Raw genomic sequence first — 23,631 nt, 5'->3', positions numbered from 1 at the left:
TTGGGAAATGAAACGCTTTATTTTATGGCATTAATCTTTGAATTATTTGTATTTAACAACCCTATGATGGATCCACCACGCAAGTAATAAAGTGGTTAGAACTCCTAAATAAACACCGATGTTTTTCCATTCTGGCCCCACAATTTGCAATGCATCGGGACTTTGAAAAATCGAAAAAGGAATTGCAAGCAATACATCTACAATTGCAGAACCGGCAACCAATCCACAGGCAATAAGTGTCCCTTTTTGTTTGCAGGTTATTGCTTCTTCTTCAACAAGAGCTGTGCGTTTTAAACGTCTTTTTACAAATAGTGCGATCATCCCGCCAATAAAAAGTGGAAACGAAGAGGAAAGTGGTAAATACATTCCTATCGCAACGCCTAAAATGGATAAATTTAAATAACGACTTAAGCGCAACAAATAATTGACGAAAACAATAAGTAGAATAATTGCAGAACCAATCAACATCATCGTCCATGGCAATGAATTTCGAAAAACAGCCTCAGTAATCGCCGCCATTAAGGCTGCTGTTGGCGCAGGCAAAGATTGACTTATGTCCATACCCTCATGAGGCATTACCCCTGCAATCCCATATACATTAAACAGCAACTGCATCACCGGAGGAATAACCAATGAAGAAATGACTACCCCAAGCAACAGCATCAATTGTTGTTTCCATGGAGTTGCACCAACCAATTGCCCAACTTTGAGATCTTGAGTGTTATCATTGGCAATCGCCGCTATACCGGTTACAACAGCACCAATCATGATTGTAATGGCTTCAGCTGCCTGAATTTGTTCTGTCTTTAACGGTAAAGGTAATAGATGATCCACTGCAACCAATAGCAACCATGCGGCAAAAAGCATTCCTGAAATAACAACCGAACTACCAGGACTGGCTGTAACCCCCACCATACCGGAAAAATAGGCGGTAATAACAGAAAAAATAAACCCTATAAACAAAACATAAATAACCGCCAGAAAAATTAGGGTCGGTGAATATTCATTATCCAACCCCACTTGCTGTAGCGGCAGAACCAGCTGGAAAAAGAGAAACAAGATGGCAGCTAACGCACCAATACCAATCAAAATATAAGGTAAAGGCATGTCTTGATCAGTCCGCAAAGGTTGAATGTCTTTATTCCCTTTGGACATAAAGGATTTCAGTGAATTTTGGATACTTGTGGATAGGGGTCTCACTAATTTTAAAAAGGTCCAAACACCTGCAAACAACATAGCTCCTATCCCTAGATAACGCATCTCGCTATTCCATAAAAAGGACGCTGCTTGCTCTGCAGGATAATGGCTTACAAACTCAGGATAAAATTGACTGACCACCGGTAATGCGATTAACCAAGAGATCACTGCCCCCAAAAAAATACTGATTGCCATATCATGGCCAACCAGATAACCAGCACCTATCATTGTTGCGGAAAAGCCAGCACCAAGACCAAATAGAGAGCGCTGTATCACAAACCAATAACCCCAGCTATTAGCGACTACTTTAAATCCCGTTTGGAATAATTCAATAAGCCCTCCTACAGCACCGCCAAGCAAAATGTCTTTGATCCCTGTTTTTTCAACCGACGATTTTAATACCTCCGCAATCGCACGTCCCTCTGGAAACTTTAAAGAGGGATCATGAACTAAAATACGGCGAAGCGGTATGGAAAACAATACCCCCAAAATGCCACCGCAGACTGCAATAAAAAAATTAGTGAGGTAATCAAAATGATTCCAAAAACCAATAATAATCAAAGCTGGAATAGTATAAACAATCCCCCCAGCAACAGCTTCACCTGCAGATGCAGCAGTTTGCACTGCATTATTCTCAAGAATGGTGGAGTTTTTAAAAAAACGCAGAATACCCATAGAAATAATTGCCGCAGGAATTGATGCTGAGGTTAAAATTCCCAACTTCAACGCAAGATATGCGTTAGACATCGCCAGTAATACAGTAAGTATTATGGCCAGCACAACAACTCTCACAGAAAGTTCAGCTACCTTTTTATCGGCAGCTATAAAAGGAGTATCAGCCATTAACGACCCCAAACATTGTGCATTATTTCAGGCTTAATTAAAGAAGAAATCTGTGATAAAGGTACTTTTACAGTCTGAGGTCCGTATACATATGCGGCAACTTGATAGGTATCGAAAATAATATTTATTCCTTGGGGTGAAAAAGACCAGATTTTATAGTTTTTATCTATAGGCTTAGTTCCCTCGTCAATCCATTTTTGATCTGCAAAACCTTTTCCACTGATTTTTTTATTAGAAAAACTCGCAATAGGTTTTAAATAATTTACTTCAGGACGAAATAAATCGGATAACTCAACCTGACGACCATCAATGAAATTCAATACGGCTACAGTATTCGATGGATGCGCAGCTCCTCGATGATAAATAGAAATATTAAAAGATACACTTAAAGCCTTTTTTGTTTTAAAAGGCAAAGAATAAGTGACATTTAAACCTGATTTTCCTGGTGCATCCGCAGGAACATCTGCATCGTCAGCAATTTCTTTAAGGAAGTTTTTTTTAGTTTTTTCAATAAAGGATTGCACTGCGGCATTGATCCGCGCATCCTTGAACCCTTGGGGGTACTTGATATCAATGATATAAACCGATGTTTCTTTTTTAACTGATACTGGATTCACCGCCCAAACAGTAAAAGAACATACCATAATACCTACAGAAAGAATTGTTTTTAGTGATTTCAGCATATTTTATTCCTAATAGTTATCCTTTGGAGACACCCACTCCCCTGCAATCATCGTACGATGAGGTAAGGGATAAGCAAAATAATAACAAAGGGCAGCACTGTCATTAACAGACCACCATACCAAATCGGCGTTCATGCCTTTCTCAATTGCTCCCAGTTCTTTTTGCAAACCTAATGCTCTTGCAGCATGACTGGTAACCGCCATCAATGCTTCAGGCACAGATAATGAAAAAAATTGGCAGGCCATACTCATCATCAAACGTAATGAAGTAGTTGGCGACGAGCCCGGATTACAATCAGTGGCAACTGCCATTCCTACACCGGCTCGACGCAATAGATCGACGGGTGGTTTTTGTTGTTCACGCAGAAAGTAATAAGCCCCAGGAAGCAAAACAGCAATCGTATTTGTTTTTGCCATAGCATAGGCTCCTTTCTCATCCAGAAACTCCAAGTGATCACAAGACAAGGCACCAAACTCTGCAGCAAGCTGACTTGCTCCAAGATTAGATAATTGTTCTGCATGGCATTTTATTGGTAGATTTAATTCCCGTGCTGCCATGAAAACTTGCTCGGTTTGTTTTAATGAGAAGGCAATACTCTCACAAAATACATCCACAGCATCTATTAAATTTTCTTCACATAATGCGGGCAACATTTCTTGGCAAAGAACATCAATGTATGCCTGGCTGTTTCCTTTAAATTCGGGTCCTATTGCATGCGCACCAAGGAATGTTTTTCTTACCCTTAAACCCGTTATCTCGCCCAAACGTTTGGCTACTCGCAGCATTTTTAATTCGCTAGCCAAATCCAACCCATAACCTGATTTAATCTCAACCGTAGTCACGCCATCTGCGCATAAAGCAAGAATTCTGGGCAACGATTGTTTGATTAACTCATCTTCTGACGCAGCGCGAGTCTGGTTTACTGTAGATAATATCCCACCACCTGCTTTAGAAATTTCAGCATAACTCACTCCAGCTAATTTCATTTGAAATTCGGTGGAGCGATTTCCTGCATAGACCAAATGCGTATGGCAATCGATAAGCCCAGGGGTAATCAACTGTCCCTGACAATCTTCTTCATGCAATGACTTAAAAAATTCTGTAGGCAATTCTGTCTGTGGTCCAGACCAGGCAATAAGGCCATTTTTAATGGCAATTGCTTGCTGCAGTAATTGATTTCCCTGAGCATCAATAGTAGTTGCATTCAATAGTAATTTGTCACAAGGAACCATTAAAAATCCCAATGAAGAACTTGATGAGGTGGCTTGAGCCATGCGTTATGGTGTTTTGTGTCATAGATATCCCATTCTTTAGAAACATAGGTTTTCTTGTCCACATCCAATAAGAGCCAAGTCAAGAACTCTGCGACTGTATCGGGTGACACCAAGCGATGTTCCTCTTTCAATCGTTTATAAAAATTAATTCGTTCATAATCAGGATTATCCTTACTTCGGGCAATCGCTTGCATGTCGGTATCAATTATGCCTGGCATTACATTAGCAAAAGCTATTGAATCAGATTCCAATTGCCAACATTTGGTCAGCATGGATAAAGCAGCTTTAGACACACAATATGCAGTCCAGCCCCTTATCGGGTAATGGGCAGCTCCAGAACCAATATTTAAAACACGGCCGTTAGTCAATTTATCGTATATCTTTTGTGGAAGAAAAAGGGCAGCATTTAAATTGGTATTTAAAGCATGATGCCAGTCTTTAGGCTCTATATCCTTTATGGGGGTCAAAGGATTTAAAGTTCCAGCATTATTAACCAGTGCACGAACCTGATCCACATCGTGTAAATGATTTTTGATTAAGTCTAAACCTTCAAGTGTTGACACATCAGCGCAAATATATTGAATATTTGTAGAAAAAGAGGCTGTTTCTTGCAATGGTTGCTTTCTTCTACCCACAATTAAGACTGTTTGATCTCGTTTTGCCAAAGAAAAAGCTAATGATCTTCCTATCCCACTACCTCCACCGGTAATAACAATCACAATACCCTCTTACTCTTTTTATTTGCCATGCACGAATAATACCAGACATTGAGTAAACTTGGCATAATTTTATGCGTATTTGATGGCGAACAAAAGTCGATGAAGCAAAACTCACGCAGATAGAGAAATATCAATTTATCGTTGGTGGAGGAACAAGTAACACAGGGTTTGTCGCAATGCGGACTGTGTTTTCGGCAACACTACCTAAAAATAATCGATTAAAACCTCGACGTCCGTGCGTACCCAGTGCGATTAAATCTGCAGACCAGCTTTTTGCTTCCTTAACAATCGCTTCAGAGATCCTTCCTTGCAATAGATTGTGTTCCATTAATTTGGTGTCACACTGAACTAAAGCCTGACCCGTAACTAATTTTTTAGCATTCTCTAAAATAATTTGACCTTCCTTTTTATAGTGAGTGAGCAACGAAAGATAATCAATACCAGGAAACATAAAATGTACTTCAACGACATGTAAAATAAGTAATTGAACTTGCTCTTCCTTCATAAGTTTTACTGTTTCTTGCATTGCATGCGTTGAGATGTCACTGCCATCAATTGCAATTAAAATTTTTTTAGACATAGCATTGCCCAATGAACGAACTATATTATAGATTGTAGGCAATAGATCGATGTAAGCTCAAATATCTTAGGGCTTAGGGTATCCATTGATTGGATGATCTTATAGTCTACTCACGATGGGGATATCTATGCATCAATTAAGCACCTTACTCGCTCAATCAGCGAAACAGTTTCCTGATAAAATTGCCTTGATTATTGATCAACAGAGTTATACGTATAAAAAACTCGATGAATTAACTCACCGTCTGGCCAATGCGTTTTTAGCACAAGGGGTCTCACAAGGAGACCGCATTGCATTTCTTTTACCAAACAGTATTGAAATCGTTTTATGTTACTATGCCTGTTTTATGATAGGTGCTATAGCCGTTCCAGTGAACATTCAATTCAACAATGAACTGATTCATTACGTGTTGGAACAGAGTAAGGCGCGTGTTTTTATAACTACTGCACATTATTATCAACAGCTACTTGATGATGAAAAAATATTACACCAAATTGATGAATGTTATCTCACCTCGGAATCATCAGGCTATTCCGGAGTTAAGAATTTCCAAGATTTACTAGTACCTGGAGCCATATCCACTACCGCTGATATCACAATCGAACCCAAAGAGCCTGCCTTAATTTTTTTTACATCTGGAACCACAGGATTACCCAAAGGAGTGGTTCATACTCACTATAGTCTTAGTCAAGGTACCCAAAATCAGCTCAGACAAATACAGATAAATCATACTGATCAAACCTTAGTGATGTTTCCAATCTGTTATTTGATTGGCTTAGGTTCACAAATTTTACCTTTTCATGCAGTAGGTGCTACGGTGATCCTATTACCTAGCTTTAATCCTAAAGATGCATTAACAAAATTACACCTCTATGGAATTACGAAAATCTATGGGTTTCCTAAGCTTTATCTTGAGCTAATTAATCATGCGGAATCTTTAGGATATGAAATCAACACTCTTGATTTTTGTTTTTCTGCTGGAGATGCAACGCCTATCTCACTGCAGAAAAAATTTAATCTATTGTTTCATGCTGAAATTACTGAAGGCTGCGGGATGTCTGAATTACAAATCTATTCCATGAACCCTCCTTATGGAAAAAAGAAAACCGGATCAATTGGGTTTCCTATAGAAGGTATGGACATGCGCTTAATTGATGAAAAAGGTGAACTCATTTTAAATCCACATCAAACTGGAGAAATTATTGTTCATGGCGAGAGTATGTGTTCAGGCTATTGGCAAGATCTTGATTTAACTGCAAAATCGATAAAAAATGGCTGGTTGCATACAGGGGATTTAGCATATCGAGATAAAGAAGGATACTACTGGTTCGTCAGTCGTAAAGTAGATATTATACGCTGCGGAAAAGAGCTCATCTCTCCCAGTGAAATTGAAAATATCTTTTATCAACACAGTGCAGTTAAGGAAGCCGCTGCAATTGCATTACCCAATAAAAATAAAGCAAATGATGATAAAATTATTGTCTATGTGGTACTTAAAATTAGAGACAATCACTTGCACGCCCAAACATTGATGGATTTTGCTCATGCGTCACTCCCCCCCACCAAACGCCCATATCAAGTCATTATCATGGACCAATTGCCTTATGGTTTTACTGGAAAGATTGATCGAAACAGTTTAAGGCAGATGGCAAACAAGCAATTAGACTAGGAAGAGGTCAATATTTGGACACAATAATCAACATGTTATACTAAGCATAAATTTCTGGGGTGCCATTTATGAGAATTTTTATTGGGATCAACTTTTTTTGGGGTTTTATTGTTTTTTGTGGTTTAGCATCCGCTACAGCGATACATTGCCCAGAAACCATACAAACGACTCAGTCTTTACAACATGATATCAAAGCATGGGAGGCATTCGAGGATGATTGGAATAGTACTCATCATTTTGATCGCGTCACATTTTATTCAGGACACCCTAAAGAACATGCCAGTCTAGCCCCTGACACTGAAGTTTCAAAAGCCAAAAAATTAACTTGGTCATTTGATAAACAAGAAACCTGGGTGGCTTGTGAATATACTCAGACTAAAATTCAACTAATTCAAAAAATTCCTCATGGAACCGAAAGTTGTACCGTGACTTATAATGAAAATTTTTCTAGAGTACTGAGTATCAATTGCACTTAAGTCTCTTTTTTATATAGATTCTTAAAGAATTAATTAATGATTAGGGAGAATTTAATGTTTGAACATCTTTCCAATTACCAACGTGCCAACCCTTCACTCTGGCAAGGTAGAAAGGATACGATAAGTGCTGAACGCTTCTTTCAAAAAATCATTTTTCCTGTGCAACAAACTGAGCTCATTACTAAAGAGAAAAAAACCGTTTTCCTTGGCTTTGCCAGTGATGCGGGTGTTCGCCGAAATATGGGAAGACCAGGAGCAAAATTAGGACCAGATCAAATCAAAACACAATTAGCAAAACTACCGTGCTCTTTAGATAAGCAATTTTATGATCTGGGGACTATTTTTTGCGAGGAAGACGAGCTGGAAACTGCGCAAGCTCAATTTGCCAATCTAATCAGTTTTTGTCATCAACAAGGCCATCAAACGGTTGCCTTGGGTGGAGGCCATGAAATTGCTTGGGCTCATTATCAAGGTTTAGCCCCCCATTACAGCAAGCTGGGAATTATTAATTTTGATGCCCATTTTGATTTAAGACCATACCAAAAAAATCAACCAGGCACCTCAGGAACTCCTTTTTCACAAATCGCAACTTATTGTAAAGAAAACAACCAACCCTTTAATTACTGCTGCTTGGGGATCCAAAAATTAGGCAATACCCCCTCTCTTTTTGAGCGCGCTAGTGAACTTAATGTCCATTATCTGACTGCTGAAGAATTGTATGCAAACAGCGTAGCATGGCATTTAGCTTTTCTCGATGATTTTATGCTAAATCTAGATCACATCTATGTGACACTTTGTCTGGATGTTTTAGCAGAATCTTTTGCTCCTGGCGTTAGTGCACCACAACCACTCGGATTAACCCCGTGGCAAATTTTACCACTCTTGAAATACATCATTCAAAGTGGCAAAGTAGTTAGTTTTGATGTTGCTGAACTGTCACCGCCTTTGGATCAAGATCAAAAAACTGCTAGACTAGCGGCTCTTATTATCGCAGAATTGCTACATACTATTTAAGGAGTTAATTTCATGAAGAACACATTACTATGGGGTACTCTTTTTGCTTTACTTGGTACTCAAGTTCATGCTGAAAACACTCAGCCAGCCACACCACCGCCTCAAACTCCAAGTGCTCTAAAACCAGTTCCAGCTACACCAACACCACCCGGACAAAATTTGCCCTCAGTACATCCTGCAGCAGCACCAGCAGCGCCCATCAATTGTGAGTACAAAATTCCACCCGAAACCAAAACAATTGATCAATCAGTGGTCATGCAATGGGCCGCAAAAGCGGTTACCCAAGCATTTGACTTTAATCCAACCAACTTAGATGCACAATTACAAAAATTGCAGGCTTGTTTTACGGAGCAAGGTTGGACTGGTTTTAATACTGCTTTGCAGAAATCAGGTAATTTGGAAGCGATTAAATCCCAAAAACTCACCGTGAGCAGTCAAGTAGACGGACAAGTTGTTGTTACCGAAGCAAAAGACAATCAATGGAAAATTAATTTACCTTTACAAGTGGTTTATCAAAATGATAAAGAAAAGGTAACCCAACTACTTAGTGTGGACTTAACTATAGGCCGTAAGATGACTGGAGACTTGGGAATTACTCAAATGATTGCTGCTCCCAGAGGAACAGTGACGCAGGAAAAACCACAAAATGCTGCTCCTAATGCAGCGAATCCACCTAGCGGAGCGACACCAAATCCAACCGCTGCACCTACAGCGACAACGCCTGCAGCTCCGACAACGGCAACACCCACTCCAACAACCCAACCCACTGCCCCTGCTAATCCTTCGGCAACACCAACACCAACTCCAGCAACACCTGGACAACCTACTTTGCCTGAAAACCGTTCTACCCAGCCTTCACTGCCACCTAATACTCCTTAATGATTATTTCACTCCATCTGTTTTCGGGGTAGAAAAAGGGATATTTAACTTTTATTGACCATAATTAGCTCCCTCATCCGCCCTAACGGGCACCTTCTCCCCCAGGGGAGAAGGGAAATGCTTGACTTGATGATGGCGAGCAGCCTGCAGTGATAAATATAGCAATCAACATTTGTTTAGACCTCTCCTCTCCCGTTTTCGGGAGAAGGATGGGGGTGTGGGGTAGCTAACTTACCCTCATCCGCCCTGAGGAACATCTTTGTCCCCGAGGGAAAAAGGAAGTGTTTCACTTGATGGTGTTGAGTGGCCTGCAGCGAATAATATTGCGATCGAGATTTGCGTAGACCTCCCCTCTCCCGTTTTCGGGAGAGGGGCTGGGGTGAGGGGTAACTAACTTTCCCTCATCCGTCCTGAGGAGCATCTTCTCCCTCTTGGGGGATAAGTAAACCCGGGTTTTGGCATTGGGTTCACCAGGCTATTATAACACCTGTTTCTTTTAACCTAATTTATTAGGCAAAGCGGGCTTATTAGCACCCGGTTCATCAGGATATTCTAATACAATCACCTTCGTACCGATTCGGAAAAAGTTTTCGCTTAACCACTTGGCAGCACTTGGGAAAATACGCACACAACCATGGCTTGATGGGTGCTCTGGCACTTCATAGGCTGCATGGATGGTATACCCTTGGTAAAAGTAGGTACAATAAGGCATTTTTGCACCGCCTTTAGTATCTACAGGATATTCCCCAGATTTACAATCAAACCCTCTTCGATTATAAACTTTAAAAGTTCCAGTAACCGTTCTGCACGATTGATTTGAATTTTCTTCGCATACATCAACACCTGCTGAGCCACCGCCAGTCAATAAACGATTACCTTCCTCGTCATATGCTGCCCATGCAGAAACCTTAGGGTCAAAAATAAAGCGTCTTTCACCTGTTGCTTGAATCTTTTGAGGAAAATAATCACGACCACGTTTATCCTTTGTATAATGAACTGTTCGATGCACATAACCTGCATCATCAGTGAGTAACGTAGATGGATCATAGTCAACACAGGATGTTAAACCCCCAACAGACAATAACAAACCTGCCCAAAACAACTTATTCATTTAAATTTTATCTCCACTTAATTAAAACTTGATAACTACCTACCCTAACCTACGTCTCGGGCTATCCGCGGAACGTAGGCAAGAGAGGGCAGTTAGCTTCAAACCTATGACTCCAATTTACGATATTTGATACGCGATGGCCTATCTGCTGCATCTCCTAAACGACGCTTTCTATCTGCTTCATAATCAGTGTAATTTCCTTCAATGAAAGTAATTTGTGAGTCACCCTCAAAAGCCATCAGATGAGTACAAATTCTATCTAAAAACCATCGATCATGCGAAATGACAATCACACAACCAGGGAAATTGAGAATCGCATCTTCTAAAGCACGCAGAGTTTCTACATCCAAATCATTACTGGGCTCATCAAGTAATAAAACATTCCCGCCACTCTTTAGTAATTTTGCCAAATGGACGCGGTTACGCTCTCCCCCAGAAAGTTGACCCATTTTCTTTTGTTGATCAGTACCCCTAAAATTAAAACGTCCAACATAAGCACGGGAAGGCATTTGGAAACTGCCTACTTGCATGATGTCATGACCATCAGAAATCTCCTGCCATACCGTTTTATTGGAATCCAATTCATCACGTAGCTGGTCAACATAGGCCAATTGCACTGTGTCACCAATACGAATAGTACCCTCATCAGGAGTTTCTTGACCGGTAATCATTTTTAAGAAGGTAGATTTACCTGCCCCATTCGGACCGATAATTCCTAAAATACCCCCTTTAGGAAGTTTAAAATCTAAATTATCAATCAGGATTCGATCACCAAACGATTTTTTGATTTTTTCCCCTTCGAGAACCAAATCACCTAACCGCTCACCTGGTGGAATATATATTTCATTGGTTTCATTACGTTTTTGAAATTCTTTAGAATTCATTTCTTCAAATCGGGCTAGACGTGCCTTATTCTTAGCATGACGTCCTTTAGGTGATGTACGGACCCATTCTAACTCCGCTTTAATCGCACGTTGGTGTGCGTCTTCTTGTTTCTGCTCCATCTCCAGGCGTGCTTCTTTCTGCTCAAGCCAGGAAGTATAGTTGCCTTTGTACGGAATGCCTTCGCCACGATCCAGTTCTAATATCCATTCGGCAGCATTGTCCAAGAAATATCGGTCGTGGGTAATCGCAACTACTGTTCCAGGAAAACCTTCAAGAAAATGTTCTAACCAAGCGACAGATTCTGCATCCAAATGGTTTGTTGGCTCATCAAGCAGCAACATATCAGGATTGGAAAGTAATAAACGACATAAAGCAACTCGGCGACGCTCACCTCCTGATAACTGCCCCACAATGGCATCCCATTCCGGCAAGCGCAATGCATCCGCAGCCACATCAAGTTTCCTGTCTAAATCCCAGCCACCACCTGCTTCAATTTCGTTTTGTAATTCACCTTGCTCTGCAAGTAACGTATTCATTTCCTCATCGCTCATGGGCTCTGCAAAACGCATGCTGATTTCGTCAAAGCGCGCAAGTTTATCTTTCATTTCCTTCACGCCTTCTTCGACAACTTCGCGTACAGTCTTATTCAGATCGAGCTGGGGTTCTTGCTCTAGATAGCCGATTTTAATTCCTGGTTGTGGTCTTGCTTCTCCCTCATATTGAGTATCAACACCCGCCATGATGCGTAATAAAGTGGACTTACCAGAACCATTCAATCCTAAAACACCGATTTTAGCGCCAGGATAAAAACTTAATGAAATATCTTTTAAAATAAACCGCTGATTTTCAACAATTTTGCTGACGCGATTCATGGTAAAAATATATTGTGACATAACTACTCCGTCTTTTTAAAACTGCTTTTGTGGCTTGGGTAGAGGCATCATCGCACTGCACGTCAAGTAAAAGTTCCCTTCTCCCCGTGGGGAGAAGGTGCCTGCTAGGGTGGATGAGGGTATTGATTGTCGCTGATGATGCCCTCACCCCTTCCCCTCTCCCATACATGGAAGAGGGTATTTTTCTTAACTTAATAGCAGTAGAACACAACCATAACCCGAGAATGATACTCGATATAACTTTAATGTACATTACTGCAATTCAATATCTACCATTCAAGAATGACTTTGCCTGATTGACCTGATGCCATAATTTGAAATGCATGTTGGTAGTCATCAACTGGAAAACGGTGTGTTATCACCGGTGAAATATCCAATCCACTTTGTAACATGGCAATCATTTTATACCATGTTTCAAACATTTCACGACCATAAATACCCTTGATCACTAACCCTTTAAAAATAACCTGATTCCAATCAATCGCTGTTTCTTGAGGAGGAATACCTAACAAAGCTACATGCCCACCATGATTCATTGCCTTCATCATGTCATTTAGAGCCATGGGATTTCCTGACATTTCCAAACCCACGTCAAAACCTTCGAGCATTCCTAGTTCTGCAGTGACATCGGACAGTTTTTCATACTTAACATTTACCGCACGAATGCCTCCCATTTTACGAGCTAAATCCAAGCGGTAATCATTGACGTCAGTAATAACGACATGACGTGCACCTATATGCTTGACTATAGCGGCAGCCATAATACCAATAGGTCCAGCCCCAGTAATCAATACATCTTCTCCGACTACATCAAAAGCCAAGGCACAGTGCGTTGCATTACCAAAGGGATCCAGAATTGAAGCCTGCTCTCCAGTAATATTATCCGGAAGAACAATGACGTTGGTGGCAGGTATGGATAAATATTCTGCAAAACATCCAGGCCTATTGACGCCCACGCCCAAAGTATTACGGCAAAGATGGCGTTTGCCTGCGCGGCAATTTCGGCAAAAACCACAGGTCAAATGTCCTTCACCCGAAACTCGTTGGCCTACATGAAGTCCCTTCACCTCTTGGCCTACCGCAACAATTTCACCATAAAACTCATGCCCCACGGTCATGGGTACAGGGATAGTCGCTTGTGCCCATTCATCCCAGTTGTAAATATGTATGTCCGTACCACAAATTGCTGTTTTTTTAACTTTAATTAATACATCATTGACGCCATATTCAGGTATAGCGACCTCTTCCATCCAGATGCCAGGTTCCTTTTTCGCTTTGACTAATGATTTCATAAAAGTACCTCAAAATAAGATCATCTCTGTAAAAGTTAAGAGAAGACGGCGTTGCTTTAAATAACAGAAAACTCCTTACCTACCGTTTCGAATGCCTCAATGGCTTTATCCAAATGCTGTAGTTCATGTGCTGCGGACATTTGAGTACGAATTCGAGCTAAACCTTTAGGAACTACAGGGTAAGAAAAACCTACCACATAGATACCGAGCTCGAGCAAACGGTTTGCCATGCGTCCTGCCAGGCTCGCATCCCCTAACATAACAGGAATAATTGGATGTTCCCCAGGGATTAGATTAAATCCTAGCTGGGTCATACCTTCACGGAAATAACGGCTATTACGCTTTAATTTTTCAGCCCAATGATTATTTTTCATTAAATTGTCGAGAACAACACAGGAAGTATGCGCAATCACTGGGGCCAAAGTATTTGAGAATAAATAGGGTCTGGAACGTTGACGCAACCATTCAACGATGGTCTGATTTGCTGCGGTATAACCACCTGATGCCCCCCCTAGCGCCTTGCCTAGAGTACCGGTAATTATATCAATGCGGTCACTTACTCCAAAATGCTCAGGAGTTCCACGTCCCGTTTCTCCCATAAAACCGACAGCATGGGAATCGTCTACCATAACCATGGCATCATATTTATCGGCTAATTCGCAAATTGCTGGAAGATTGGCCAAAATTCCATCCATCGAAAAAACACCGTCTGTAGCGATTAAACGAAATCGAGCATTTTTAGCAGCAATCAATTGCTCTTCCAAAGCCTTCATGTCGTTATTCGCATATCGATAACGCGCAGCCTTACATAGCCGCACCCCATCAATAATACTGGCATGATTTAATGCATCACTGATAATCGCATCTTCTTCACCTAATAAAGTTTCAAAAAGACCGGTATTTGCATCAAAACATGAAGAATATAATATAGTATCTTCTTTGCTTAAAAATTGACTGATTTTTTGCTCAAGTTGTTTATGAGGCGTTTGTGTACCACAAATAAAACGGACTGAAGCCATACCATAGCCATATTGAGCCAATGCTTTTTGCCCTTCAGCAATCAGTTGGGGATCATTAGCCAAGCCTAAGTAATTATTTGCACAAAGATTAATGACTTCTTTATGATTTACTGTGACAGCAGCTTGTTGCTGACTGGAAATAACACGTTCGCTTTTATATAAGCCTTCTTTCTTAAGTGTCTCTATTTCAGTTTGCAAATATTCAGTAAATTGCTCAAGCACAGTATTCTCCTATACGTTAAACGCCACAATACCTCGGTACCCCTAGTGCTGTATCGAAAATAAGGGACAATCTATTTTAGAAAACCATTAAAAATAGCGGATCATAGCAAACTTTAACCAGAGTCACCACGAAATTTGGGATTCAAACATTATTTCTTAGCACATGCGCTATTTTTTTGCTAAGATTGTGCCAAAGTTTTAAAAGTGTGTTGACAATTCGCTTTTGCCACCTCGTTTCGCAGCATGTCTGTGGAATCCTAAAATTTTCAAATGTGGAACACCGCGAATAAGTTGCAAAGCGATGACTTTGGCAAATGAATAGTCAATCTTAACCTAAAACAATCAACACGGTAGAGCAAATGAGTTATCAAAGCGCACGCATTAATATGGTCAAGCAACAACTTCGAACTGGCGATGTTTTAAACGAATCCATACTCAATTTGTATGAACTGGTGGCCAGACATGAATTCGTTCCTGAACAATTTGTAAATTTTGCTTATTCAGATATGCAAATACCGCTTCATCATGGTCAACGCATGCTGACTCCTTTGGAAGAAGGACAAATTCTGCAAGCACTTGATTTACAAGGTCATGAGACAGTATTGGAAATAGGTACTGGCAGCGGATTTTTCACCGCATTGTTAAGTAAGTTGTGTAAAAAAGTAATCAGCGTGGATTATTATGCTGATTTTACCGCCCATGCAGCCCATCAATTAAAAAAACATCACTGCAACAATGTGGAATTAATCACGGGGGATGCCAGCCAAGGCTGGTTAGAAAGTGCTCCTTATGATGTGGTTATATTTACTGGCGCAGTAGAAAAAATCAATGAGACCCAAAGATTGCAAATTCTTCCTGGAGGCAAGTTATTTGCTATTGAAGGAAAATCTCCTGTAATGCAGGGTCGTCTCTATGAATTGGATCATGAGGAGCATTGGCATGACCGAATCATTTTTGAAACCAATATTCCTCTCCTGATTGATAAATCAAAGCCCAAAGAATTTGTATTTTAGGAATTAGTTTAATGAAAAAATTGCTGTTCGGCTATCTCATGACTTTAGGTCTGTCATCGCACGTCTTTGCTGCCACAGACCTAATGGATATCTATCATCAAGCCCTCGAAAATGATCCTATTTTCAAGAATGCGTATGATACATACATGGCTAGCGCAGAAGCTCTTCCTCAAGCCCGTGCTGCATTACTTCCTCAAGTTGGTATTACAGCCCAAGCAACGCGAAACGTTTTTCATGTAAACGATGGTCTTTTTACCATTGCAGATAACACTTATAACTCGAGGACGTGGCAAGTTTCTGCATCTCAGGCTATTTTTAACTATCAGGCCTGGGCAAGGGTACAACAAGCAAAGGCATCCGTAAAAGCAGCACAGGCTGTTTTCAATGATGCAGCTCAGGATTTAATTCTTAGAACAGCCAAAGCGTATTTTGATGTACTGTTTGCTCAAGATACTTTAAATTTCGCTGAAGCAAAAAAGCGCGCTAACATGCGCCAGTATGAGCAAGCAAAACAACGCTTTGAAGTAGGTCTTGATCCAATCACTTCTGTTTATGAAGCAAAAGCAGCCTATGATCAATCGGTTGCAACAGTGATTGCATCGCGAAACAACCAAATCAATCAAAGCGAAAATTTAAGAAAACTGACCAATCATGTTTATGAAGTCATAGCTCCTCTACGTGATGGTAAAATTCCGTTAATCAAGCCAGAGCCTAATGTTGTTGATCAGTGGATAGATACCGGTCTTAAGCAAAACTACAAGTTGCTGTCTGCAAAATACAATCTTGAAGTGGCTCGTGAAAATATGAAAGCGCTTTCTGCAGGGAATTGGCCTACGATTTCGCTTCAAGGTAACACCGTAGAGACAACAAACGAAGTAAACTCATCGAATCCTTTATTGCCCGCAAACCAAAAATTATCGACTGTCGGCGTGGCTTTAAACTTCCCTGTATTCCAAGGTGGATTAGTACGTTCGCAAACACGACAAGCACAGCATAGTTTTCAGGCTTCCAGTGAACGGGTGGAGCAATCCTATAGGGACGTAGTCGTAAATAGCCGCATCGCATTTAATACCATTACTGATGGAATTAGCAAAGTAAAAGCGGACAGACAAACCGTAATTTCGCAACAAAACTCGTTGGAAAGTACGGAAGCCCAATTTGAGGTAGGGACACGCACCATGGTGGATGTGGTGAATGCCCAACAGCGTTTGTTTGAAGCCCAGAATCAACTGGCTAATGACCAATACAGTTTGATTAATGCGGTTTTAACATTAAAATACTTGGCCGGAACATTGAACGCAAACGATCTCGAATTAATCAATTCATGGTTAGAAACAACCAGGGTCAACGGATTGCTCCCGGCTGAAAACAAAACCACTAAATAACTACTTTTCATTAGGTTTTTAATAATGTCCAATCCTTCTCAAGTTGAAAAAAAATTATTGCATTATACTGGCAAAGCCATTGCAGATTTTAATATGATCCAGCGTGGAGATCGTGTGATGGTCTGTTTATCAGGTGGTAAGGACTCTTTCACACTGTTAACGATCCTGGATCAATTACGCCGACGATCCGGTAATAAATTTGAACTCTTTTCGTTTACCCTGGATCAGGCTCAACCAGGATGGAATGATTCCGCATTACGCCAGTGGCTTGCCGATCGATCTATTCCTCATGAAATACTGACTCGCGATACCTACAGCATTGTGAAAGAGAAAATTCCTGAGGGTAAAACCTACTGCTCTTTATGCTCACGCTTACGACGGGGTATTATTTATCGCTATGCAGAGGAAAATGGCTTTAACAAAATCGCCCTGGGCCATCATCGTGATGATTTGGTGCGAACCCTAATGATGTCGATTTTATACAATGGTGATATTCGATCAATGCCACCTAAGTTACTTAGCGATAATAAAAAGCATATAGTCATCCGACCCTTATGCTATGTTCAAGAAAAAGACATTATTACTTTTGCACAGGAGCAATCCTATCCCATTATCCCCTGCACTCTTTGTGGGTCACAAGAAAATTTAATGCGCAAAAAAGTTACGCATTTAATTAATCAGCTTGCAGAGGAAAATCCCAAGGTCCCAAGCAATATTCTGCATGCACTGCAAAGTATTAAACCCAGCCAGCTTATGGATCAAAGTATGTGGAATTTTAGAGATCTTGAGGATGGCTTAATAACCAATCAAGTAACCAATACCGACGAAATCTTTAGTACCGAAGAATTCGACCTCGTTGAAGAGTAAACTCGGTAGCCTGGGTTTAGACGAAACCTAACCCAGGTTTTTTTTATCTTCATAGTTTCTCCCTGGCCCTGCCTGCCAATCAATTAAGGGCTTTAAGATCCCACACATCGTCATCCAGAGCGCAGCGAATGATCTCCGTAGCCAATTCCAGCCTCTGTCATGCAAATCCTTTCTTTGAGTCATGATAAGATCACGGATGGATGGCGGTACGGTCATGACCAATTATTCTAGAGCTTCTTCACTTAAAGGCAGTAGCCCCCACACGAAAGTCTGAATTTTAACTCAAGCAATACATGCAATAAGTAATCATGATGCATTCACAAACAGCAATAAGATAACATAGATTACAATTCTTAACTAAACCGTAACATTTTTCTAACATTTTTGTTACAATGATGTTTTAATAAATAACACTATAGTCTAAAATTAAAATTACTTTTCTCTGGCTATATTATTTTCTTTGTTAATAGAGGAACTTACTCCATGCTAGCAAATACATCCGTTGACTCGCGTAAATTTCGAATTTATATGAGGAGATATTTTAAATTTGACTTTGTTGCAGCGATAGTCGTATTTCTTGTAGCCATCCCATTATGCTTGGGTATTGCTTTAGCTTCTGGCGCACCTCTTTTTTCTGGAATTTTAAGTGGAATCATTGGCGGAGTTGTTGTTGGATGTCTAAGTGGATCACATGTCAGTGTCAGCGGACCTGCAGCAGGTATGGCAGCTGTCGTTGTCGCAGCTATTGCTCATATTGGAGACTTCAACTCATTTTTAGTTGCGCTGGCACTTGCAGGTTTACTTCAAGTCATAATTGGAAGTTTAAGAGCAGGATTTGTAGCGGACTATGTCCCTTCTAACGTAGTTCAGGGTCTGCTTTGTGCAATAGGGATTCTTCTAATAATCAAACAATTACCACTCGCATTCACACTTTCTGCAGATTTCAACGAGCTTAAAACCCATTTGTTAGAAACCACTGAGGAAATTACATTAAGTCCTATTCTTGCTTTGTACCATCATCTCAATTCTGGAGCAATGTTGATTACGGTACTCTCATTAAGTACCTTAATTTATTTTGATTTGACGAAAAATAAGATACTGAAAGAGATTCCAGCCCCGATCCTCGTGGTCATTTTGGGTGTATTACTCAATGAATTCTTTATCTGGACTGATTCAAGCCTGGTCCAGAATTCACCTCAGCTCGTCAATATTCCCCACACCAATGACTTCCATGAGTTGTTGAGTAAACTGGAATATCCAAATTGGTCTGCCCTGGCTAATCCGCAAGTCTATCTTTATGCGATCATCATTGCCATTGTTGCGTCGCTTGAGACTTTATTGAACCTTAAAGCGGGAGAGAAACTGGATAAAAAACGTCTCCATCCCTCCACAAGCCGCGAATTGGTGGCTCAAGGGGTTGGCAACCTGACCGCGGGTTTAATTGGTGGAATTCCTATTACTTCAGTGATTGTACGAACATCCATTAATATTCAAGCGGGATCCACAAGCAAAATATCTACTATTTTGCATGGATTTTTCATTTTCTTTGCAGTGATGTTAATCCCAGGCACTTTAAATAAAATACCCTTATCCTCACTCGCCGCCATTCTGATCTATACCGGTTATAAACTGAATAAACCGTCCATTTACCGTAACATTTTTGCTCAAGGTAGCGATCGTTTCATTCCATTCATTGTCACCGTGGTCTGTATTATTGTCTTTAACTTATTGACAGGGATATTAATTGGATTAGCAGTCAGCTTATTCTATATTTTAAAATCAAATAGCCAGGCGCGGATAAATATCCTGAAGGAAATCCACCCCACAGGAGAAATTAACCGCTTGGTGCTCCCCCAACAAATGACTTTTCTTAATAAAGCTGCCTTGGTTGCTGAACTTGATTCGATCCCCAGAGAATCACAATTAATTATTGATGCACGTTACACTCAGTACATTGATAAAGAAATTTCAGAGCTTTTAAAAGAGTTTAAGGAAGAACAAGCTCCCAATAAAAAAATTGCTTTGAATATGATTGGATTTAAAGAGCATTACAAGATCCATAATTACATTGATTTTATCAACGTCACTACATACGATGTGCAATCGCACCTATCTCCAGCAGAAGTATTAAATATTCTGTATGAAGGAAATCAACGTTTCCTCAATGACAACTTAATTCACCGTTCAAACCAACTGGATATTAAACATACAGCCAAAGCACAGCATCCCATTGCGATTGTTCTTGGTTGCATTGATTCCAGGGTACCTGTTGAAACCATTTTTGATGTGAGTTTTGGTGATATTTTCTGCGTGCGTGTTGCTGGGAATGTAGTAAACAATGATGTTCTGGCGAGTATTGAGTATGCGTGTAATGTCGTAGGCGTCAAACTGATTATCGTTCTTGGCCACACACGGTGTGGCGCCATTCAATCAGCATGTGACGGGGTTGAAAAAGGGCACATTACCGAATTGCTCGATAAAATCAAGCCCGCAATCGATGCCGAGAATGAAACTGATACCAATCGACACAGTAAGAATACTACCTTCGTGAACAATGTCACTGATTTGAACGTTGCCAATACCATTCAAAAAATTTATGAGCGGAGTTCGATTTTGCATCAGATGATAGAGAAAAATGACATTGCGATGGTTGGTGCCGTTTATAATGTTCAAACAGGCAAAGTGCATTATAGTAATTACGCGCATGAATTAAACCAGCTTGGTGGAAAAAACAATGAGCATTTAGCCTCTAAATTAAATGCGCTATTAAAAGAATCTAAAATCAAAATATAACCTACGAATCATTGCTTGGGTTGGGCCTTGGCCCAACCCAAGCTTATGCACAATCACATTTCAGGACCTGTTGGGCCAAGGACCAACATGCTTCCCTTTCACCACTTAATTCATCTGTTTTTGAACAAAAACTTCTGTATAATGCTTTCAACACAAGAACAATACGACTTCAGGAGTACAAATGCGTGCATCTCAATGGTTTTTAGTAACTCTGAAAGAAACTCCAAGCGATGCGGAAATCGTTTCCCATAAACTGATGCTGCGAACAGGAATGATTCGTAAGCTGGGCTCAGGCCTCTATACCTGGATGCCATTGGGTTTAAAGGTATTACGTAAAGTAGAGCAAATAGTTCGCGAAGAAATGAACCGCATCCATTCTATGGAATTACTGATGCCGGCAGTACAACCTGCTGAACTGTGGCAAGAAACAGGACGTTGGGAAACCTTTGGCGGACAGCTCCTCACCATGGAAGATTCCAATGGCAGGGAGTACTGCTTTGGCCCTACCCATGAAGAAGTAATTACTGACATCATGCGTAATGAATTACAATCCTACAAACAATTGCCTGCAAGTTTTTATCAAATTCAGACTAAATTCCGCGATGAAATCAGACCGCGTTTTGGTGTGATGCGTGCACGTGAATTTATCATGAAAGATGCTTATTCATTCCATTTAAATTTGGAAAGTCTGCAAGCCACCTACAAAGATATGTATCAAGCCTATTGCCGTATCTTTGATCGCATGGGGCTTAAATATCGTGCTGTTGAAGCCGATACAGGCGCTATTGGTGGTTCTGCATCTCATGAATTCCAGGTACTCGCTGATTCTGGCGAAGATTTAATTTTCTACAGTGATAAAGGGGATTATGCAGCTAATATTGAACAAGCGACCAGCTTAAGGCCGGAGAAAGCTACCCCTACTACACAAAAAATGATTCTAGTAGATACCCCCAATCAAAAAACCATAGCAGAAGTAGCACAATTCATGGGTGTAGCAAGCAATCAAACCGTCAAGACTTTGATTGTAAAAGGAAGAGAACATCCTATGGTGGCTTTGGTTTTAAGAGGCGATGATGAACTGAACGAAGTCAAGGCAACAAAACATCCTCTAGTCCATTCTCCACTACAATTTATAGATGAAGAAACCGTCTTAAAAACTTTGAAAGCACCTATTGGGTCACTCGGACCAATCAATTTATCGATTCCTGTAATCGCAGATCATCATGCATTGGCTATGGATTCTTTTATCTGTGGCGCCAATCAAGCAGACAAGCATTATCAATATGCTGCCTGGGATAAAGACATTAGTGAATATCTTGATTATGACTTACGTAACGTAAAAGAAGGTGACATTAGTCCAGATGGTAAAGGAACACTTCTCTCGTGCCGTGGTATCGAAGTGGGTCACGTTTTCCAATTAGGTGATAAATATGCCAAAGCCATGAACGCTCAAGTAGTTAATGAGCAAGGCCAATTAGAAACCATGTTGATGGGATGTTATGGTTTAGGTATCACTCGTGTGGTTGCTGCAGCCATTGAACAGCATCATGATGAACAAGGAATTATCTGGCCTCAAAACATCGCTCCATTCCAAGTGGTCATAATTCCTTTGAATGGACACCGATCACAATCAGTCAAAATGCAAGCCGATGCTTTATATGAACGTTTAAGAGAGTTAGGAGTTGATGTATTAATTGATGATCGTAATGAGCGAGCAGGCGTATTGTTTGCAGATCATGATTTAATTGGTATTCCCCATCGGATCATTGTTAGTGAGCGCAACATGGAGCAAAATTGCGTGGAATATAAAAATCGTGCTACCGGCGAAATGCAGCAATTAAGCTTGGATAGAGCAATTGATGCAATAGTTAAATTGGTCGCAAAATAAATACATGGCTCGTCATCTCATGATGGCAAAAAGATCCCGGATTACGCTTCGCTAATCCGGGCTACAAAATGATTACACCCCATTCCTTGCATCCCAATAATCAATCTATTTTAAACTTAAGCTATCTTGGAGAACAAATATGCTGCACACGGGAAAAGGCTCATCTGGATTTAAAAATGACACTGAGAAAATATTGGGTATTTTTAAACCGATGAAACCTGGTTTTCTTTCTCTGAATCCTTTACATGAACCTCCTGATCTTAAAATAGAGACTCCGAAGTGGATTGCAAGGAACATCAAAGAGCTTAATGATTTACTTAATGATCCTGATTGTTCTAGAGGTCATCTGGATGCTGGTTTACTCAATATAAAAACAGTAAAATTTCTATTAACAACACAAAATAAGTTAATTTTTGGTCCATTCGGACCTGAAAATTCAGAGAATAATATCCCTGCTTATGCCCATCTGGCAGCAGAAAAAGATTTTCGTTATGCTCAATGCATCACGAATGGACAAGCCTGGTTCACAGAAAATAATCAGTTAATCGCTATAAATGTCAGTGCCTATGAATTTAGAGCATCTTTTCATTCATTGCAGTTTGCACTCCCTCACCTTTTATGCCTTCCCTTAGCTGAAACATTGAGAATCATTGAAACCGATTGTTGTGATGGTTTTGTAAGGTGGCATTTCATTAAACGCAACACTTTAGAGCAACATATTCGAGAAAACCGAAATGATCAGGAGGATGTAAGCACATTCTCTTCCCCAGAGAAAAAAGAGGTAGAAGAACAAAAAAAATTCACATCAACGGATATGCTCTTTTTTGCAAACAAGCAAACCCAGCAAAGATTGGAGCAACCACTTGAACTCGATCATACACCAGAGAAAGAAACTTCATGTGTTTTATCTTAAAATAATCATTTCATT

At 40.3% G+C, this 23,631-nt stretch carries 19 protein-coding genes; 10 read left to right on the top strand and 9 right to left on the bottom strand.

The window, feature by feature from the left end:
- Nucleotides 1-42 precede the first annotated feature (42 nt).
- The 5 genes from EL022_RS07705 to EL022_RS07685 all read right to left on the bottom strand — a co-directional run bounded on the left by EL022_RS07705 (nucleotide 43) and on the right by EL022_RS07685 (nucleotide 5,297).
- Nucleotides 43-2,040, bottom strand: coding sequence for an OPT family oligopeptide transporter (locus tag EL022_RS07705; protein WP_028382247.1), 1,998 nt, complete (start codon nucleotides 2,038-2,040; stop codon nucleotides 43-45).
- The gene (locus EL022_RS07700; protein WP_028382248.1) at nucleotides 2,040-2,723 is read right to left on the bottom strand and encodes a DUF3298 and DUF4163 domain-containing protein; all 684 of its coding nucleotides are present in this window, start codon (nucleotides 2,721-2,723) and stop codon (nucleotides 2,040-2,042) included. The genes EL022_RS07705 and EL022_RS07700 overlap by 1 nt, the downstream gene beginning before the upstream one ends.
- Before the next feature lie 9 nt (nucleotides 2,724-2,732).
- Nucleotides 2,733-3,956: an imidazolonepropionase gene (hutI, locus tag EL022_RS07695; RefSeq protein ID WP_028382249.1), complete on the bottom strand. Its 1,224-nt coding sequence runs from the start codon at nucleotides 3,954-3,956 to the stop codon at nucleotides 2,733-2,735.
- On the bottom strand, nucleotides 3,956-4,717 hold the full coding sequence (locus tag EL022_RS07690) for an SDR family NAD(P)-dependent oxidoreductase (RefSeq protein WP_028382250.1): 762 nt from the start codon (nucleotides 4,715-4,717) through the stop codon (nucleotides 3,956-3,958). The genes hutI and EL022_RS07690 overlap by 1 nt, the downstream gene beginning before the upstream one ends.
- 130 nt (nucleotides 4,718-4,847) lie before the next feature.
- Complete coding sequence (locus tag EL022_RS07685) at nucleotides 4,848-5,297, bottom strand: universal stress protein (protein ID WP_028382251.1); 450 nt, start codon at nucleotides 5,295-5,297, stop codon at nucleotides 4,848-4,850.
- Nucleotides 5,298-5,424: 127 nt separating this feature from the next.
- Here EL022_RS07685 and EL022_RS07680 point away from each other — a divergent pair, with 127 nt between their 5' ends.
- The 4 genes from EL022_RS07680 to EL022_RS07665 all read left to right on the top strand — a co-directional run bounded on the left by EL022_RS07680 (nucleotide 5,425) and on the right by EL022_RS07665 (nucleotide 9,335).
- Nucleotides 5,425-6,966, top strand: a complete 1,542-nt coding sequence (locus EL022_RS07680; RefSeq protein WP_028382252.1) for a class I adenylate-forming enzyme family protein — start codon at nucleotides 5,425-5,427, stop codon at nucleotides 6,964-6,966.
- A 68-nt stretch (nucleotides 6,967-7,034) separates the two neighbouring features.
- Nucleotides 7,035-7,442 carry an STY0301 family protein gene (locus tag EL022_RS07675; protein WP_028382253.1) on the top strand — a complete coding sequence of 136 codons (408 nt, stop codon included), beginning with the start codon at nucleotides 7,035-7,037 and terminating at the stop codon, nucleotides 7,440-7,442.
- 54 nt (nucleotides 7,443-7,496) lie between these two features.
- The gene (gene hutG, locus EL022_RS07670) at nucleotides 7,497-8,456 is read left to right on the top strand and encodes a formimidoylglutamase (protein WP_028382254.1); all 960 of its coding nucleotides are present in this window, start codon (nucleotides 7,497-7,499) and stop codon (nucleotides 8,454-8,456) included.
- A gap of 12 nt (nucleotides 8,457-8,468) precedes the next feature.
- Nucleotides 8,469-9,335, top strand: coding sequence for a DotI/IcmL family type IV secretion protein (locus EL022_RS07665; protein ID WP_028382255.1), 867 nt, complete (start codon nucleotides 8,469-8,471; stop codon nucleotides 9,333-9,335).
- Nucleotides 9,336-9,831: 496 nt separating this feature from the next.
- Here EL022_RS07665 and EL022_RS07660 read toward each other — a convergent pair whose 3' ends face one another.
- The 4 genes from EL022_RS07660 to EL022_RS07645 form a co-directional block, all read right to left on the bottom strand.
- Nucleotides 9,832-10,446, bottom strand: a complete 615-nt coding sequence (locus tag EL022_RS07660) for a L,D-transpeptidase (protein WP_028382256.1) — start codon at nucleotides 10,444-10,446, stop codon at nucleotides 9,832-9,834.
- Nucleotides 10,447-10,550: 104 nt separating this feature from the next.
- A complete protein-coding gene (gene ettA, locus EL022_RS07655; protein WP_028382257.1) occupies nucleotides 10,551-12,224 on the bottom strand; it encodes an energy-dependent translational throttle protein EttA in 1,674 nt (557 codons plus the stop codon).
- Between the two features lie 269 nt (nucleotides 12,225-12,493).
- Nucleotides 12,494-13,516 carry an L-threonine 3-dehydrogenase gene (gene tdh, locus EL022_RS07650; protein ID WP_028382259.1) on the bottom strand — a complete coding sequence of 341 codons (1,023 nt, stop codon included), beginning with the start codon at nucleotides 13,514-13,516 and terminating at the stop codon, nucleotides 12,494-12,496.
- 56 nt (nucleotides 13,517-13,572) lie between these two features.
- Nucleotides 13,573-14,757, bottom strand: coding sequence for a glycine C-acetyltransferase (locus EL022_RS07645; RefSeq protein ID WP_028382260.1), 1,185 nt, complete (start codon nucleotides 14,755-14,757; stop codon nucleotides 13,573-13,575).
- A 359-nt stretch (nucleotides 14,758-15,116) separates the two neighbouring features.
- Between EL022_RS07645 and EL022_RS07640 the strand changes: the two genes are divergently transcribed.
- From EL022_RS07640 to EL022_RS07615, 6 genes are all read left to right on the top strand, one after another.
- A complete protein-coding gene (locus tag EL022_RS07640) occupies nucleotides 15,117-15,770 on the top strand; it encodes a protein-L-isoaspartate O-methyltransferase family protein (RefSeq protein ID WP_028382261.1) in 654 nt (217 codons plus the stop codon).
- An 11-nt stretch (nucleotides 15,771-15,781) separates the two neighbouring features.
- The gene (locus EL022_RS07635; RefSeq protein WP_028382262.1) at nucleotides 15,782-17,155 is read left to right on the top strand and encodes a TolC family outer membrane protein; all 1,374 of its coding nucleotides are present in this window, start codon (nucleotides 15,782-15,784) and stop codon (nucleotides 17,153-17,155) included.
- A 24-nt stretch (nucleotides 17,156-17,179) separates the two neighbouring features.
- Complete coding sequence (ttcA, locus tag EL022_RS07630; protein WP_035901214.1) at nucleotides 17,180-18,022, top strand: tRNA 2-thiocytidine(32) synthetase TtcA; 843 nt, start codon at nucleotides 17,180-17,182, stop codon at nucleotides 18,020-18,022.
- Nucleotides 18,023-18,505: 483 nt separating this feature from the next.
- The gene (locus tag EL022_RS07625) at nucleotides 18,506-20,815 is read left to right on the top strand and encodes a bifunctional SulP family inorganic anion transporter/carbonic anhydrase (RefSeq protein ID WP_028382264.1); all 2,310 of its coding nucleotides are present in this window, start codon (nucleotides 18,506-18,508) and stop codon (nucleotides 20,813-20,815) included.
- A gap of 181 nt (nucleotides 20,816-20,996) precedes the next feature.
- Nucleotides 20,997-22,703 (top strand): proline--tRNA ligase, encoded by a 1,707-nt coding sequence (locus EL022_RS07620; RefSeq protein WP_028382265.1) that lies wholly within the window; start codon nucleotides 20,997-20,999, stop codon nucleotides 22,701-22,703.
- Nucleotides 22,704-22,842: 139 nt separating this feature from the next.
- A complete protein-coding gene (locus EL022_RS07615; RefSeq protein WP_028382266.1) occupies nucleotides 22,843-23,616 on the top strand; it encodes a hypothetical protein in 774 nt (257 codons plus the stop codon).
- Nucleotides 23,617-23,631 lie beyond the last annotated feature (15 nt).

Source organism: Legionella cherrii (genome assembly GCF_900635815.1).
In the GTDB taxonomy this organism is placed as follows: domain Bacteria; phylum Pseudomonadota; class Gammaproteobacteria; order Legionellales; family Legionellaceae; genus Legionella; species Legionella cherrii.
This window is presented reverse-complemented; position numbering and strand designations above follow the sequence as displayed.